The sequence below is a fragment of the Klebsiella sp. JN_Kp122 genome (assembly GCF_040062085.1).
GTDB lineage: Bacteria > Pseudomonadota > Gammaproteobacteria > Enterobacterales > Enterobacteriaceae > Klebsiella > Klebsiella aerogenes.
In genome coordinates this window covers 66101-79352 of record NZ_JBEAHW010000019.1, presented here as the reverse complement: position 1 = coordinate 79352, position 13252 = coordinate 66101, and the positions used below count along the sequence as shown (strand labels likewise).

14 protein-coding genes are annotated in these 13252 nt (G+C 55.7%); 11 read left to right on the top strand and 3 right to left on the bottom strand.

Features of this window, described 5'->3' with window-relative positions:
• Positions 1-81 precede the first annotated feature (81 nt).
• Entirely contained in the window at positions 82-441 is a 360-nt protein-coding gene (locus ABLU78_RS07735) for a DUF2500 domain-containing protein (protein WP_020077761.1), read from the top strand.
• A 15-nt stretch (positions 442-456) separates the two neighbouring features.
• Here ABLU78_RS07735 and ABLU78_RS07730 read toward each other — a convergent pair whose 3' ends face one another.
• Together ABLU78_RS07730 and rsmD are read right to left on the bottom strand one after the other, a co-directional pair.
• Positions 457-735: a DUF1145 family protein gene (locus tag ABLU78_RS07730; RefSeq protein WP_015369314.1), complete on the bottom strand. Its 279-nt coding sequence runs from the start codon at positions 733-735 to the stop codon at positions 457-459.
• Entirely contained in the window at positions 725-1321 is a 597-nt protein-coding gene (gene rsmD / locus ABLU78_RS07725) for a 16S rRNA (guanine(966)-N(2))-methyltransferase (RefSeq protein WP_032713201.1), read from the bottom strand. The genes ABLU78_RS07730 and rsmD overlap by 11 nt, the downstream gene beginning before the upstream one ends.
• A 193-nt stretch (positions 1322-1514) precedes the next feature.
• Between rsmD and ftsY the strand changes: the two genes are divergently transcribed.
• The 5 genes from ftsY (at position 1515) to livJ (ending at position 7265) form a co-directional block, all read left to right on the top strand.
• Complete coding sequence (gene ftsY / locus ABLU78_RS07720; protein ID WP_048229962.1) at positions 1515-3008, top strand: signal recognition particle-docking protein FtsY; 1494 nt, start codon at positions 1515-1517, stop codon at positions 3006-3008.
• 2 nt (positions 3009-3010) lie between these two features.
• Positions 3011-3679 carry a cell division ATP-binding protein FtsE gene (gene ftsE / locus ABLU78_RS07715; protein ID WP_015369317.1) on the top strand — a complete coding sequence of 223 codons (669 nt, stop codon included), beginning with the start codon at positions 3011-3013 and terminating at the stop codon, positions 3677-3679.
• Positions 3672-4727 (top strand): permease-like cell division protein FtsX, encoded by a 1056-nt coding sequence (ftsX, locus tag ABLU78_RS07710; RefSeq protein WP_032710034.1) that lies wholly within the window; start codon positions 3672-3674, stop codon positions 4725-4727. Before ftsE ends, ftsX begins: the two co-directional genes overlap by 8 nt.
• A gap of 255 nt (positions 4728-4982) precedes the next feature.
• Positions 4983-5837, top strand: coding sequence for an RNA polymerase sigma factor RpoH (rpoH, locus tag ABLU78_RS07705; protein WP_002920815.1), 855 nt, complete (start codon positions 4983-4985; stop codon positions 5835-5837).
• A 324-nt stretch (positions 5838-6161) separates the two neighbouring features.
• Positions 6162-7265: a branched chain amino acid ABC transporter substrate-binding protein LivJ gene (livJ, locus tag ABLU78_RS07700; protein ID WP_015369319.1), complete on the top strand. Its 1104-nt coding sequence runs from the start codon at positions 6162-6164 to the stop codon at positions 7263-7265.
• 270 nt (positions 7266-7535) lie between these two features.
• On the opposite strand, the gene panM is transcribed toward livJ, so the two are convergent.
• Positions 7536-7919, bottom strand: coding sequence for an aspartate 1-decarboxylase autocleavage activator PanM (panM, locus tag ABLU78_RS07695; protein WP_045375774.1), 384 nt, complete (start codon positions 7917-7919; stop codon positions 7536-7538).
• A gap of 422 nt (positions 7920-8341) precedes the next feature.
• Here panM and livK point away from each other — a divergent pair, with 422 nt between their 5' ends.
• From livK to livF, 5 genes are read left to right on the top strand one after another with little or no spacing between them, the layout of a single operon-like run.
• Positions 8342-9451 (top strand): high-affinity branched-chain amino acid ABC transporter substrate-binding protein LivK, encoded by a 1110-nt coding sequence (gene livK, locus ABLU78_RS07690; protein ID WP_015369322.1) that lies wholly within the window; start codon positions 8342-8344, stop codon positions 9449-9451.
• Positions 9452-9504: 53 nt separating this feature from the next.
• The gene (gene livH / locus ABLU78_RS07685; protein ID WP_015369323.1) at positions 9505-10431 is read left to right on the top strand and encodes a high-affinity branched-chain amino acid ABC transporter permease LivH; all 927 of its coding nucleotides are present in this window, start codon (positions 9505-9507) and stop codon (positions 10429-10431) included.
• A complete protein-coding gene (gene livM, locus ABLU78_RS07680; protein ID WP_015369324.1) occupies positions 10428-11705 on the top strand; it encodes a branched chain amino acid ABC transporter permease LivM in 1278 nt (425 codons plus the stop codon). The genes livH and livM overlap by 4 nt, the downstream gene beginning before the upstream one ends.
• Positions 11702-12469, top strand: coding sequence for a high-affinity branched-chain amino acid ABC transporter ATP-binding protein LivG (gene livG, locus ABLU78_RS07675; RefSeq protein WP_015369325.1), 768 nt, complete (start codon positions 11702-11704; stop codon positions 12467-12469). The genes livM and livG overlap by 4 nt, the downstream gene beginning before the upstream one ends.
• A 17-nt stretch (positions 12470-12486) precedes the next feature.
• Entirely contained in the window at positions 12487-13200 is a 714-nt protein-coding gene (livF, locus tag ABLU78_RS07670; RefSeq protein ID WP_086538103.1) for a high-affinity branched-chain amino acid ABC transporter ATP-binding protein LivF, read from the top strand.
• Positions 13201-13252 lie beyond the last annotated feature (52 nt).

The following is a 13252-nucleotide window of genomic DNA, read 5'->3' as shown; positions in this document are numbered from 1 at the left end:
GTGTAGTGGTTTGGGCCAGAAGATGACAACGTTATTCAATGCGCGTTATCCTTATTCCTGATAATTCTTATGGGTACGCAAATGAGTAAAGTTCCGCTATTTTTTGTGCTGGTGGTCGCGGTGATTGTGGTGGCGGCCTCGTTTCGCTACGTGCAGCAGCGCCGGGAGAAAATGGATAACGATGCCGCGCCGCTGCTGCAGAAGCGGGTGGTGGTCAGCAATAAGCGGGAAAAGGTGATTAACGATCGCCGCTCGCGCCAGCAGACGGTGACGCCAGCCGGCAGCGAGATGCGTTATGAAGCGAGCTTCCGCCCGGAAAATGGCGGTCTGGAAGTGGTGTTCCGCCTTGATGCGCCGCAATACCACGCGCTGAGCGTCGGCGACCGGGGAATGCTGAGCTATAAGGGCTCAAAATTCGTCGACTTTGTTGCCGATAACTGAGCCCTGGATTAATCGTTACTTCTTCTTCAGCGTGGCCTTCAGCTTTTTCTGCCAGGCCACCAGTTCAAATACGCCGAAGATGAAAATACGAATCTGCTCAAAACGGCTCAGCGGCGGCGCATCTTTCGTTTGCGTCGCTTTCAACAGCGTCAGCTGCAGGCCATGCATCAGAATCATAAAAATCAGCGCCACGTTAACGAAGATATTCAGCGGTTTTGGGAAAGGTTGAAACAGGTTCAACAGCAAAAACGCCCAAACGCATAGCATCAGCAGGCGGCCTAAATTAATCAGCATGGTTTTCTCCTTGTGCCTCGCGTTGATACAGGCGGTAGGCGACCTGTCCGGCGACTTTTTCGCGATACAGCTGCCAGTTTGCCGGAACCGGCGGTAGTCCGTTTTCTACTTCGCTCTCGACATAAATCAGCGCTTCATCAGCGAGCCAGTGGTTTTTTTCCAGCAGGCTGAGCGTTTCTTCCAGTAGCCCTTTGCGGAAGGGAGGATCGACGAAAACAATGTGGTGCGGCGTACCCGGCTGGCTGAGAAACGCCAGCGTGTTGGTGTTGACCACCTTGCCGTTGTTGGCTTTCAGCGTCGCGAGATTTTTTTGTAGCTGCTGCGCGACGCTGCGCTCCATCTCCAGTAGCGTGGTGCTGGCGGCATAGCGTGACAGCGCTTCCAGCCCCAGCGCGCCGCTGCCGGCGAAGCAGTCAAGGCAGTGGGCGTCGACCATCGACGGCGCCAGCCAGTTAAATAGCGTTTCCCGAACCCGGTCGGTGGTCGGGCGCAGACCCGGGCTCTCCGGCACCGGTAATTTACGGCCCCGCCACTGTCCGCCGATAATGCGGATCTGGCCGCTGCCTGCGTGATTTGGTTTCTTCATCTCTTTGCTCAAGTCTCAACTTCCAGCCTGCTATTCTAACGATCGAAGACCATTGACGAAACCTTAATCCGGGGGCGGTGATGCGAGTTAAGTTAAGTGATAGACTATCCAACTAATTTCATCATTTTTTCAGCTTCTGAAGCGGTTGTGTCGAAGCTGCGCCATGAATAAACAGCGAGGAGTGTGGTCGCAAATGGCAAAAGAGAAAAAACGTGGCTTCTTTTCCTGGCTGGGCTTTGGGCAAAAAGAGCAGGCTCAGGAAAGCGAAACAGAACAAAAAGTAGAAGAAAAACAAGAGGTTGCGGAAAAGGCTCCGGCGGCGGAAACGCCTGCGGAAGCCGTACCCGCGGCGGAAACGGTAAAAGAAGACCCCGAGGCCTTTGCCGCCGAGGTCGTAGAAGTTACCGAACAGGTTGTTGAGAGTGAACTGCCGCATCCGGTGGTGGAAGAGACCGCGGCGTCGGAAATCGTAGTTGAAGAAGCGCCGGTTGTTCCTGCGGTAGAAGAAAAAGTCGCTGAACCGCTGGTTGAAGAGGTGATAGCCGAGCCGGTTATCGCCGAAGCGGTCGCTGAACAGACGCCGGAAGAGGTTATCGTCGCGGAGCCTGAGGTCATCGAAGATGAGATCCTCCCGGAAGAGCCCGAAGCCGAACTAAGCGATGAAGAGCTCGAAGCACAAGCTCTGGCGGCGCAAGACGTTGAAGAGACGCCAGAAGAAGAAGCGGAAACTCAGGAAGCGGCGCCGCAGGAGCAGGAAAAACCGACCAAAGAAGGTTTCTTCGCCCGCTTAAAACGCAGCCTGGTGAAAACCAAACAGAATCTGGGTTCCGGATTTATCAGCCTGTTCCGCGGTAAAAAAATCGACGACGATCTGTTTGAAGAGCTGGAAGAACAGCTGCTGATTGCCGACGTTGGGGTGGAAACCACGCGTAAGATTATTACCAATCTTACCGAGGGGGCCAGCCGTAAGCAGCTGCGTGATGCCGAGGCGTTATACGGTCTGCTGAAAGAAGAGATGAGCGAGATCCTGACGAAAGTTGAGGAACCGCTGAATGTTGAAGGGAAAACGCCATTTGTTATTCTGATGGTCGGCGTTAACGGCGTGGGTAAAACCACCACCATCGGTAAGCTGGCGCGTCAGTTTGAGCAGCAGGGTAAATCCGTGATGCTGGCGGCGGGGGATACCTTCCGCGCGGCGGCGGTGGAACAGTTACAGGTCTGGGGCCAGCGTAACGAGATCCCGGTGATTGCCCAGCATACCGGCGCTGATTCAGCCTCGGTTATTTTTGACGCCATTCAGGCGGCGAAAGCGCGCAATATTGATGTGCTGATTGCCGATACCGCGGGTCGTCTGCAGAATAAATCGCATCTGATGGAAGAACTGAAGAAGATTGTCCGCGTAATGAAGAAACTGGATGTCGACGCGCCGCATGAAGTCATGCTAACCATCGACGCCAGCACCGGGCAGAACGCGATTAGCCAGGCCAAACTGTTCCACGAAGCGGTGGGACTGACCGGCATTACGTTGACTAAGCTTGACGGAACCGCGAAGGGCGGGGTTATCTTCTCAGTGGCTGACCAGTTCAGTATTCCGATTCGCTATATTGGCGTCGGCGAACGTATTGAAGATCTGCGTCCGTTTAATGCGGGCGACTTTATTGAGGCACTTTTTGCCCGAGAGGATTAAGAATGATTCGCTTTGAACAAGTCAGCAAAGCCTATCTCGGTGGGAGACAAGCGCTGCAGGGGGTTACGTTCCACCTGCAGCAGGGCGAGATGGCGTTCCTGACCGGCCATTCCGGCGCGGGGAAAAGTACCCTGCTGAAGCTTATCTGTGGTATCGAACGGCCGAGCGCCGGGAAAATTCTGTTCAGCGGCCATGATATCAGCCGCCTGAAGAGCCGCGAGGTGCCGTTCCTGCGCCGCCAAATCGGCATGATTTTCCAGGACCACCACCTGCTGATGGATCGCACCGTGTTCGATAATGTGGCGATCCCGCTGATTATCGCCGGCGCCAGCGGCGATGATATTCGCCGCCGCGTATCCGCAGCGCTGGATAAAGTCGGGCTGCTGGACAAAGCGAAAAATTTCCCCATCCAACTCTCCGGCGGTGAGCAACAGCGTGTGGGCATTGCCCGCGCGGTGGTCAACAAGCCGGCGGTGCTGCTGGCGGATGAACCGACCGGTAACCTCGATGAGGCGCTCTCGGAAGGGATTTTACGTCTGTTTGAAGAGTTTAACCGCGTAGGTGTAACGGTACTGATGGCGACCCACGACCTGGGGCTTATTTCCAGCCGTCCGTACCGTGTCCTGACGCTAAGCGACGGTCATATGCATGGAGGCCATCGGGGTGAATAAGCGCGACGCAGTGAACCAGATTCGCCAGTTCGGCAGCAAGTTCGATCGTCTCCGTAACGCCACCGGCGGCGGCAACGGCGGGCGCAATGCGCCAAAACGGTCAAAAGCGGCGCCGAACCCGGCATCGCGGAAGAGTAACGTCTTTAACGAGCAGGTGCGCTACGCCTGGCACGGCGCGTTACAGGATTTAAAAAGCACGCCGCTGGCGACCTTCCTCACCATCATGGTGATCGCTATTTCGCTGACGCTGCCGAGCGTCTGCTATATGGTCTACAAAAACGTCAACAGCGCGGCGTCGCAGTATTATCCGTCGCCGCAGATCACCGTCTATCTGGAAAAAACGCTGGATGACGATGCGGCGGCGCGGGTGGTTGGCCAACTGCAGGCGGAGCAGGGCGTTGAGAAGGTAAATTATCTGTCGCGCGATGAGGCGCTGGGCGAGTTCCGCAACTGGTCCGGGTTTGGCGGCGCGCTGGATATGCTGGAAGAGAACCCGTTGCCGGCGGTAGCGATTGTGGTGCCGAAGCTCGATTTCCAGAATACCGATTCGCTTAACACCCTGCGCGATCGCGTCTCCCGTATTCAGGGGGTAGACGAAGTGCGCATGGACGATAGCTGGTTTGCGCGCCTGGCGTCGCTGACCGGGCTGGTCGGCCGAGTGTCGGCGATGATCGGCGTGCTGATGATTGCCGCGGTGTTCCTGGTGATTGGTAACAGCGTGCGCCTGAGCATCTTCGCCCGCCGCGACACCATTAACGTCCAGAAGCTGATCGGCGCTACCGACGGTTTCATCCTGCGCCCGTTCCTCTACGGCGGCGCGCTGCTGGGCTTCGCCGGGGCGTTTTTGTCGCTGATTCTGTCGGAGATTCTGGTGATGCGCCTCTCCTCGGCGGTGACCGAAGTGGCGAAAGTGTTTGGTACTAAATTTGAACTCAGCGGCTTAGGCTTCGATGAATGCCTGCTGATGCTAATCGTCTGCTCGATGATTGGCTGGGTCGCGGCATGGCTGGCGACGGTGCAACATTTACGTCACTTTACCCCCGACTAAAAATTTTCTGGTATAATCTTTCCCTGCACTGAATATCTCTCTGCAGGGAAAGAGTCCCTGTTCGCCTCTTCCCTAATCTTTCATCTCCATGTCACATTTTGTGCGTAATTTACTCACAACGTTGCATGGAACTTGTGGATAAAATCACTGTCTGATACTACTGTGGGTGATATTCTCGTTGCTCATAAATGCTGGCATGTTTGTTGCCTGATGGGGACAAGATCATGTCAGACACTATCGATTGAGAGGATTTGAATGACCAAAGAAATGCAAACTTTAGCTTTAGCCCCCGTTGGTAACCTGGAATCGTACATCCGGGCTGCTAACACTTGGCCGATGTTATCGGCTGATGAAGAGCGGGAGCTTGCTGAAAAGCTGCATTACCAGGGCGATCTGGAAGCAGCGAAAAAGCTGATTCTGTCTCACCTGCGCTTTGTTGTTCATATTGCTCGTAACTACTCGGGCTATGGCCTGCCGCAGGCGGACCTGATTCAGGAAGGTAACATCGGTCTGATGAAAGCCGTACGTCGTTTCAACCCGGAAGTGGGTGTGCGACTGGTTTCCTTCGCCGTGCACTGGATTAAAGCGGAAATCCACGAATACGTGCTGCGTAACTGGCGTATCGTTAAAGTCGCAACCACCAAAGCGCAGCGTAAGCTGTTCTTCAACCTGCGTAAAACCAAGCAGCGTCTGGGCTGGTTTAACCAGGACGAAGTAGAGATGGTTGCCCGCGAGCTGGGTGTGTCGAGCAAAGACGTACGTGAGATGGAATCACGTATGGCAGCGCAGGACATGACCTTTGATATGTCGTCCGATGACGAATCCGATAGCCAGCCGATGGCGCCGGTGCTCTATCTGCAGGACAAAACGTCTAACTTTGCCGACGGCATCGAAGACGATAACTGGGAAGAGCAGGCTGCTAATAAACTGACTGATGCGATGCAGGGCCTGGACGAGCGTAGCCAGGACATCATCCGCGCTCGCTGGCTGGACGAGGACAACAAGTCCACGCTGCAGGAGCTGGCGGATCGTTATGGCGTCTCAGCTGAACGTGTTCGTCAGCTGGAAAAGAACGCGATGAAAAAACTGCGCGCCGCTATCGAAGCTTAATCTTCGACTTTCTGCGCCGTAATGAATTAAGCCTCTGCTGTTTCAGCGGGGGCTTTTTGTTTTATATCCCCGTCATACCCGTTTCCCCTCTCCGCGCGATTTGCCGCGACCTTTAGCTTCAGTCACATAACTTTTACATCTCTTGCAAATTGTTGTTTCAAATTCTGAAAAATGGGGTATGTTTTGGCATAGTGTGCTGCAAAAGCGCAGGCGGCAGACCCAAATGCAGTCATACTACACTTATTATGACTAAAAAATCAGAATAATGCGCTGACAAACAACATCACAACAAATGCAAAAACCATAATAATGGGGAGCCTCAGGATGAATATGAAGGGTAAAGCGTTACTGGCAGGATGTATTGCTTTAATTATGAGCGGTTCCGCGCTGGCGGAAGACATTAAAATTGCCGTCGTGGGAGCGATGTCCGGCCCGGTTGCCCAGTATGGCGACCAGGAATTTACCGGCGCGGAGCAGGCGGTAGCGGATATCAACGCCAAGGGCGGTATCAAGGGCAACAAACTGCAGATCGTGAAATATGACGATGCCTGTGACCCGAAACAAGCGGTGGCGGTCGCGAACAAAGTGGTGAATGACGGCATTAAATACGTTATCGGTCACCTGTGTTCCTCATCCACCCAGCCGGCGTCTGACATCTATGAAGACGAAGGCATCCTGATGATTACCCCGGCGGCAACCGCGCCGGAGCTGACGGCGCGCGGCTATAAGCTGATTCTGCGCACCACCGGTCTCGACTCCGATCAGGGCCCGACGGCGGCGAAATATATTCTCGGCACGGTGAAGCCGCAGCGCATCGCTGTGGTTCATGACAAACAGCAATATGGCGAAGGGCTGGCGCGCTCAGTTCAGGAAAACCTGAAGAAAGGCGGCGCCAACGTGGTGTTCTTTGACGGGATCACCGCCGGTGAGAAAGATTTCTCTACCCTCGTGGCGCGCCTGAAGAAAGAAAATATCGACTTCGTCTACTACGGCGGTTATCACCCGGAAATGGGGCAGATCCTGCGCCAGGCGCGCGCAGCCGGTCTGAAAACCCAGTTTATGGGCCCGGAAGGCGTGGCTAACGTTTCCCTGTCTAATATCGCCGGCGAGTCGGCAGAAGGCCTGCTGGTCACCAAACCGAAGAACTACGATCAGGTTCCGGCGAACAAACCAATTGTGGATGCTATCAAAGCGAAGAAACAGGATCCGAGCGGCGCCTTCGTGTGGACCACCTATGCGGCACTGCAGTCGCTGCAGGCGGGGTTAAATCAGTCTGAAGATCCGGCGGAAATCGCGAAATACCTGAAAGGGGCGAAGGTGGATACCGTCATGGGGCCGCTGTCGTGGGATGAGAAAGGCGACCTGAAAGGGTTCGAGTTCGGCGTGTTTACCTGGCATGCTAACGGTACGGCAACCGACGCCAAATAATTTAACCGGCGCCTTTCACGCCGCAGATGCGTTGTCTGCGGCCCTCAACCCCGGTCACTTACTGATGTAAGCTCCCGGGGATTTCGGGTCTTGACGCCTTCCTGCAACGCGAAATGCTGGGTTAAATGTGAGGGCGCCTTTCACGCCGCAGATGCGTTGTCTGACCCCGGTTGCGCTGCGCTTACCGGGGCTACAATTTCCAGGTAGCCCGGCTAAGCGAAGCGCCGCCGGGTTCTTCCCTGGTCACGCTGCGTTTATTAGGGCTACGGCCTAATGCTTTTCCCAACCATTCTGCTGGGCGCTGAAACCGAGCGCCTGCATAAATGCCGCCATCACGCCGCGGTCTTCCACCCCGCTATCGGCAACGCGCCAGCTATTGATATTCGGGTTATCGCTTAACGTCTCTTCCACTAAATATTGCCCAACGCCGCGGCGGCGGGTGACTTCACGCACGCACAGATCGCTGAGCTCGCCTTCAACGCCGCGCAGGGTAACGCGTACGGCGCCGAGCAGGCGTTCGTTAAAGCGGGCGGCGTAAATACGATGGTTTTCATCCAGCGTCAGCGCCGCAGGATCCTGCGACGGCCAGATTTTGCCTAAATCAATGCGATCCTGATCGCTGAAGTGCTGTAAACGGATAATGGTGAGCTTCATACGCGGCAATTCCAGTCAAAACAGATGCGCCAGTGTACTCAAATTTCTCGTTCGGCGGGGCGCTGTTTTCAACTCATTCATCAGGGGATTCGTTTTCCTAGTTGCGCGGGGGTAGCGCAATACATCATGGATCGAAAAATAAGCAGAGTTTTAACCTGATATGTAGCGTTTTATTCCGCCTTATATGCCGTTATTTTATGCTGTGAACTGGACTTTTTTTTGTTTATCTTCGCCTTAAACCAGAATATTATCTTTTCTTAATCACCTGAAAAATAGAGATTTTAATCATAATTCAGGTAAAAAACTGCGCTAAACCATTAAAGTTCATGGTAAAAATGGCGTTGTTTAATAAAAGCACAGAATGCTTTTTAACCATAAAAATACAAAACATTTACATCACATCACGAACGGGGTTCTGAAGCATGAAAAGGAACGCGAAAACGATCATCGCGGGAGTCGTTGCATTAGCGATTTCCCACGCGGCGTTGGCAAAGGATATTAAAGTCGCCGTCGTCGGCGCGATGTCTGGCCCGGTTGCCCAGTGGGGCGATATGGAATTCAACGGCGCGCGCCAGGCGATTAAAGACATTAACGCCAGCGGCGGCATTAAAGGCGACAAACTGGTTGGCGTCGAATATGACGACGCCTGCGATCCGAAACAAGCGGTCGCGGTCGCCAACAAAATCGTCAATGATGGCATTCAGTACGTTATTGGCCACCTCTGTTCCTCCTCCACCCAGCCGGCGTCTGACATCTATGAAGATGAAGGCATCCTGATGATCTCCCCCGGGGCGACCAACCCGGAACTCACCCAGCGTGGCTACCAGTACATTATGCGTACCGCAGGTCTTGACTCTTCCCAGGGGCCGACCGCCGCGAAATATATCCTCGAACAGGTGAAGCCGCAGCGTATTGCGATTATTCATGACAAGCAGCAGTACGGCGAAGGGCTGGCGCGTTCCGTGCAGGACAACCTGAAGAAAGCCGGCGCCAATATCGTCTTCTTTGATGGCATCACCGCCGGCGAGAAAGACTTCTCCGCGCTGCTGGCGCGCCTGAAGAAAGAGAATATCGACTTCGTCTACTACGGCGGCTACTACCCGGAAATGGGGCAGATGCTGCGCCAGGCGCGCTCCGTCGGCCTGAAAACGCAGTTTATGGGGCCGGAAGGCGTCGGTAACGCCTCGCTGTCCAACATCGCCGGCGCGGCGGCGGAAGGTATGCTGGTGACGATGCCAAAACGCTATGACCAGGATCCGTCCAACAGCGCTATTGTTGATGCGCTGAAAGCGGATAAAAAAGATCCGAGTGGTCCATACGTCTGGATCACCTATGCCGCCGTTCAGTCGCTGGCGCAAGCGATGGACAGAACCGGCAGCCAGCAGCCGCTGGATTTAATTAAAGATTTGAAAGCTCACGGCGCGAAGACCGTGATTGGGCCGCTGAATTGGGATGAAAAAGGCGATCTGAAGGGATTTGAATTTGGTGTCTTCCAGTGGCACGCGGATGGTTCATCCACCGTCGCTAAGTAAGACGCGTTATCCCACCGCCCGCACCGCGCGGGCGGCATGAAAAAGGTTACCTTATGTCCGAGCAGTTTCTCTATTTTCTGCAGCAGATGTTTAACGGCGTCACGCTGGGCAGTACCTATGCGCTGATCGCTATCGGCTATACGATGGTGTACGGCATTATCGGCATGATTAACTTCGCCCACGGCGAGGTCTACATGATCGGCAGCTACGTCTCGTTCATGATTATCGCCGCCCTGATGATGCTGGGGATCGATACCGGCTGGCTGCTGGTCGCCGCAGGCTTTATTGGCGCCATCATTATCGCCAGCGCCTACGGCTGGAGTATCGAGCGCGTGGCCTATCGGCCAGTGCGCAGCTCCAAACGTCTGATCGCGCTGATTTCCGCCATCGGGATGTCGATATTCCTGCAGAACTTTGTCAGCCTGACCGAAGGCTCGCGCGATGTCGCGCTGCCGAGTCTCTTTAACGGCCAGTGGATTGTCGGCCACAGCGATAATTTCTCCGCCACTATCACTACCATGCAGCTGGTCATCTGGGTCGTTACCTTTATCGCCATGCTGGCGCTGACGCTGTTTATTCGCTATTCGCGAATGGGCCGCGCCTGCCGCGCCTGTGCGGAAGATCTGAAAATGGCGAGCCTGCTGGGCATCAATACCGACCGCGTTATTGCGCTGACCTTCGTCATTGGCGCAGCGATGGCGGCGGTCGCGGGCGTCCTGCTGGGGCAGTTCTACGGCGTAATTAACCCCTACATCGGCTTTATGGCCGGGATGAAGGCCTTTACCGCAGCTGTGCTCGGCGGTATCGGCAGTATCCCTGGCGCGATGATCGGCGGCCTGATTCTGGGTATCGCCGAGGCGCTCTCTTCTGCCTATCTCAGCACCGAATATAAGGACGTCGTCTCCTTCGCGCTGCTGATTCTGGTGCTGTTAGTAATGCCGACCGGAATTCTGGGCCGCCCGGAGGTAGAAAAAGTATGAAACCGATGCAAATTGCGATGGCGCTGCTTTCCGCCGCGATGTTCTTTGTTCTGGCGGGCGTCTTTATGGGCGTGCAGCTGGAGCTGAATGGCACCAAACTGGTGGTCGATACCGCCGCCGATATTCGTTGGCAGTGGATTTTCATCGGCACCGCGGTGGTCTTTTTCTTCCAACTGCTGCGCCCGCTGTTCCAGAAAGCGGTTAAGAACGTTTCCGGGCCGAAATTTATTATGCCGGCGATTGACGGGTCGACGGTCAAGCAGAAGCTGTTTCTGATAGCCCTGCTGGTGATTGCCGTGGCCTGGCCGTTTATGGTGTCGCGCGGTACGGTGGATATCGCCACCTTGACGATGATTTATATCATCCTTGGTCTCGGACTGAACGTGGTGGTTGGGCTTTCCGGCCTGCTGGTATTGGGCTACGGCGGGTTTTACGCCATCGGCGCCTATACCTTTGCGCTGCTTAACCACTATTACGGTCTCGGCTTCTGGACCTGCCTGCCGCTGGCCGGCCTGGTTTCCGCGGCGGCCGGCTTCCTGCTGGGCTTCCCGGTGCTGCGTCTGCGCGGCGATTATCTGGCGATTGTGACCTTAGGCTTCGGCGAGATCGTGCGTATTCTGCTGCTCAACAATACCGAGATCACCGGCGGACCGAACGGTATCAGCCAGATCCCGAAACCGACTTTCTTTGGTCTTGAATTTAGCCGTACCGCCCGTGAAGGCGGCTGGGATACCTTCAGCAACTTCTTCGGTCTGAAGTACGATCCCAGCGATAGGGTGATTTTCCTCTATCTGGTAGCGTTGCTGCTGGTGGTGCTCAGCCTGTTCGTTATTAACCGTCTGCTGCGGATGCCGCTCGGGCGGGCGTGGGAAGCGCTGCGTGAAGATGAAATCGCCTGTCGTTCGCTGGGCCTGAGCCCGACGCGCATCAAGCTGACCGCCTTTACTATCAGCGCCGCGTTTGCCGGATTTGCCGGCACGCTGTTCGCCGCGCGCCAGGGCTTCGTGAGCCCGGAGTCCTTTACCTTCGCCGAGTCGGCCTTTGTGCTGGCGATCGTGGTGCTGGGTGGTATGGGCTCGCAGTTTGCAGTGATCCTGGCGGCTATTCTGCTGGTGGTATCGCGCGAGCTGATGCGTGATTTCAACGAATACAGCATGTTAATGCTCGGTGGGTTGATGGTGCTGATGATGATCTGGCGTCCGCAGGGGCTGCTGCCGATGACGCGCCCGCAGCTGAAGCTGAAAAACGGTCAGGCGAAAGGAGAGCAGGCATGAGTCAGCCAATATTATCCGTGAACGGCCTGATGATGCGTTTTGGCGGCCTGCTGGCGGTCAATAACGTCTCCCTTGAGCTGCGCCCGCAGGAGATCGTTTCCTTAATTGGCCCAAACGGCGCGGGAAAAACCACCGTTTTTAACTGCCTGACCGGTTTCTATAAACCTACCGGCGGCACCATTATGCTGCGCGACCAGCATCTGGAAGGGCTGCCGGGGCAGCAGATTGCGCGGATGGGGGTGGTACGAACCTTCCAGCACGTGCGTCTGTTCCGCGAAATGACGGTGATTGAAAATCTGCTGGTGGCGCAGCATCAACAGCTGAAAACCGGCGTCTTCTCCGGTCTGCTGAAAACGCCGGCCTTCCGTCGCGCACAGAGCGAAGCGCTGGATCGGGCCGCCACCTGGCTTGAGCGTATCGGCCTGCTGGAGCATGCCAACCGTCAGGCCAGCAACCTGGCCTACGGCGACCAGCGCCGGCTGGAGATTGCTCGCTGTATGGTGACGCAGCCGGAGATCCTGATGCTTGATGAACCGGCGGCGGGGCTTAACCCGAAAGAGACCAAAGAGCTGGATGAGCTTATCGCCGAGCTGCGTAGCCATCACAACACCACCATCCTGCTTATCGAACATGATATGAAGCTGGTGATGGGCATTTCCGATCGCATCTACGTCGTGAACCAGGGGACGCCGCTGGCCAACGGGACGCCGGAAGAGATTCGTAATAACCCGGACGTGATCCGCGCCTATTTAGGTGAAGCATAATGGTGGTGACGCATAAGATGGAAAAAGCGATGTTAACTTTTGACAATGTCAGCGCCCACTACGGCAAGATTCAGGCGCTGCACAACGTCAGCCTGCATATCAAACAGGGTGAGATCGTCACGCTTATCGGCGCCAACGGCGCAGGGAAAACCACCCTACTTGGTACGCTGTGCGGCGATCCGCGGGCTTCCAGCGGGCGCATTGTCTTTGACGGTAAGGATATTACCGACTGGCAGACGGCGAAAATCATGCGTGAAGCGGTGGCGATCGTGCCGGAAGGGCGACGCGTCTTTTCGCGCATGACGGTGGAAGAGAACCTGGCGATGGGCGGTTTTTTTGCCGACCGCGACCAGTTTCATACCCGCATCAAATGGGTGTATGAGCTGTTCCCGCGTCTGCATGAACGCCGTATTCAGCGCGCCGGCACCATGTCCGGCGGCGAGCAGCAGATGCTGGCGATCGGTCGCGCTCTGATGAGCCAGCCGCGCCTGCTGCTGCTTGATGAGCCCTCATTGGGGCTGGCGCCGATTATCATTCAGCAGATTTTCGATACCATCGAACAGCTGCGTGAGCAGGGGATGACGATCTTCCTGGTTGAGCAGAACGCCAACCAGGCGCTGAAGCTGGCCGATCGCGGCTACGTACTGGAAAACGGTCACGTGGTGCTGGAGGATACCGGCGACGCGCTGTTGGCCAACGAGGCGGTGCGCAGCGCCTATCTCGGCGGTTAATACATTGTAACCCGGCGTCATTCATTTCGCCGGTTTGTAGCCCGGGCGAGGC

Excerpts from the sequence above, each read along its gene's own strand:
- ABLU78_RS07730 (WP_015369314.1), bottom strand. The coding sequence starts at position 735 with ATGCTGATTAATTTAGGCCGCCTGCTGATGCTATGCGTTTGGGCGTTT.
- rpoH (WP_002920815.1), top strand. The coding sequence starts at position 4,983 with ATGACCAAAGAAATGCAAACTTTAGCTTTAGCCCCCGTTGGTAACCTG.
- livM (WP_015369324.1), top strand. The coding sequence starts at position 10,428 with ATGAAACCGATGCAAATTGCGATGGCGCTGCTTTCCGCCGCGATGTTC.
- ftsE (WP_015369317.1), top strand. The coding sequence starts at position 3,011 with ATGATTCGCTTTGAACAAGTCAGCAAAGCCTATCTCGGTGGGAGACAA.
- livK (WP_015369322.1), top strand. The coding sequence starts at position 8,342 with ATGAAAAGGAACGCGAAAACGATCATCGCGGGAGTCGTTGCATTAGCG.
- livF (WP_086538103.1), top strand. The coding sequence starts at position 12,487 with ATGGAAAAAGCGATGTTAACTTTTGACAATGTCAGCGCCCACTACGGC.
- livJ (WP_015369319.1), top strand. The coding sequence starts at position 6,162 with ATGAATATGAAGGGTAAAGCGTTACTGGCAGGATGTATTGCTTTAATT.
- livH (WP_015369323.1), top strand. The coding sequence starts at position 9,505 with ATGTCCGAGCAGTTTCTCTATTTTCTGCAGCAGATGTTTAACGGCGTC.
- ABLU78_RS07735 (WP_020077761.1), top strand. The coding sequence starts at position 82 with ATGAGTAAAGTTCCGCTATTTTTTGTGCTGGTGGTCGCGGTGATTGTG.
- panM (WP_045375774.1), bottom strand. The coding sequence starts at position 7,919 with ATGAAGCTCACCATTATCCGTTTACAGCACTTCAGCGATCAGGATCGC.
- livG (WP_015369325.1), top strand. The coding sequence starts at position 11,702 with ATGAGTCAGCCAATATTATCCGTGAACGGCCTGATGATGCGTTTTGGC.
- ftsY (WP_048229962.1), top strand. The coding sequence starts at position 1,515 with ATGGCAAAAGAGAAAAAACGTGGCTTCTTTTCCTGGCTGGGCTTTGGG.
- rsmD (WP_032713201.1), bottom strand. The coding sequence starts at position 1,321 with ATGAAGAAACCAAATCACGCAGGCAGCGGCCAGATCCGCATTATCGGC.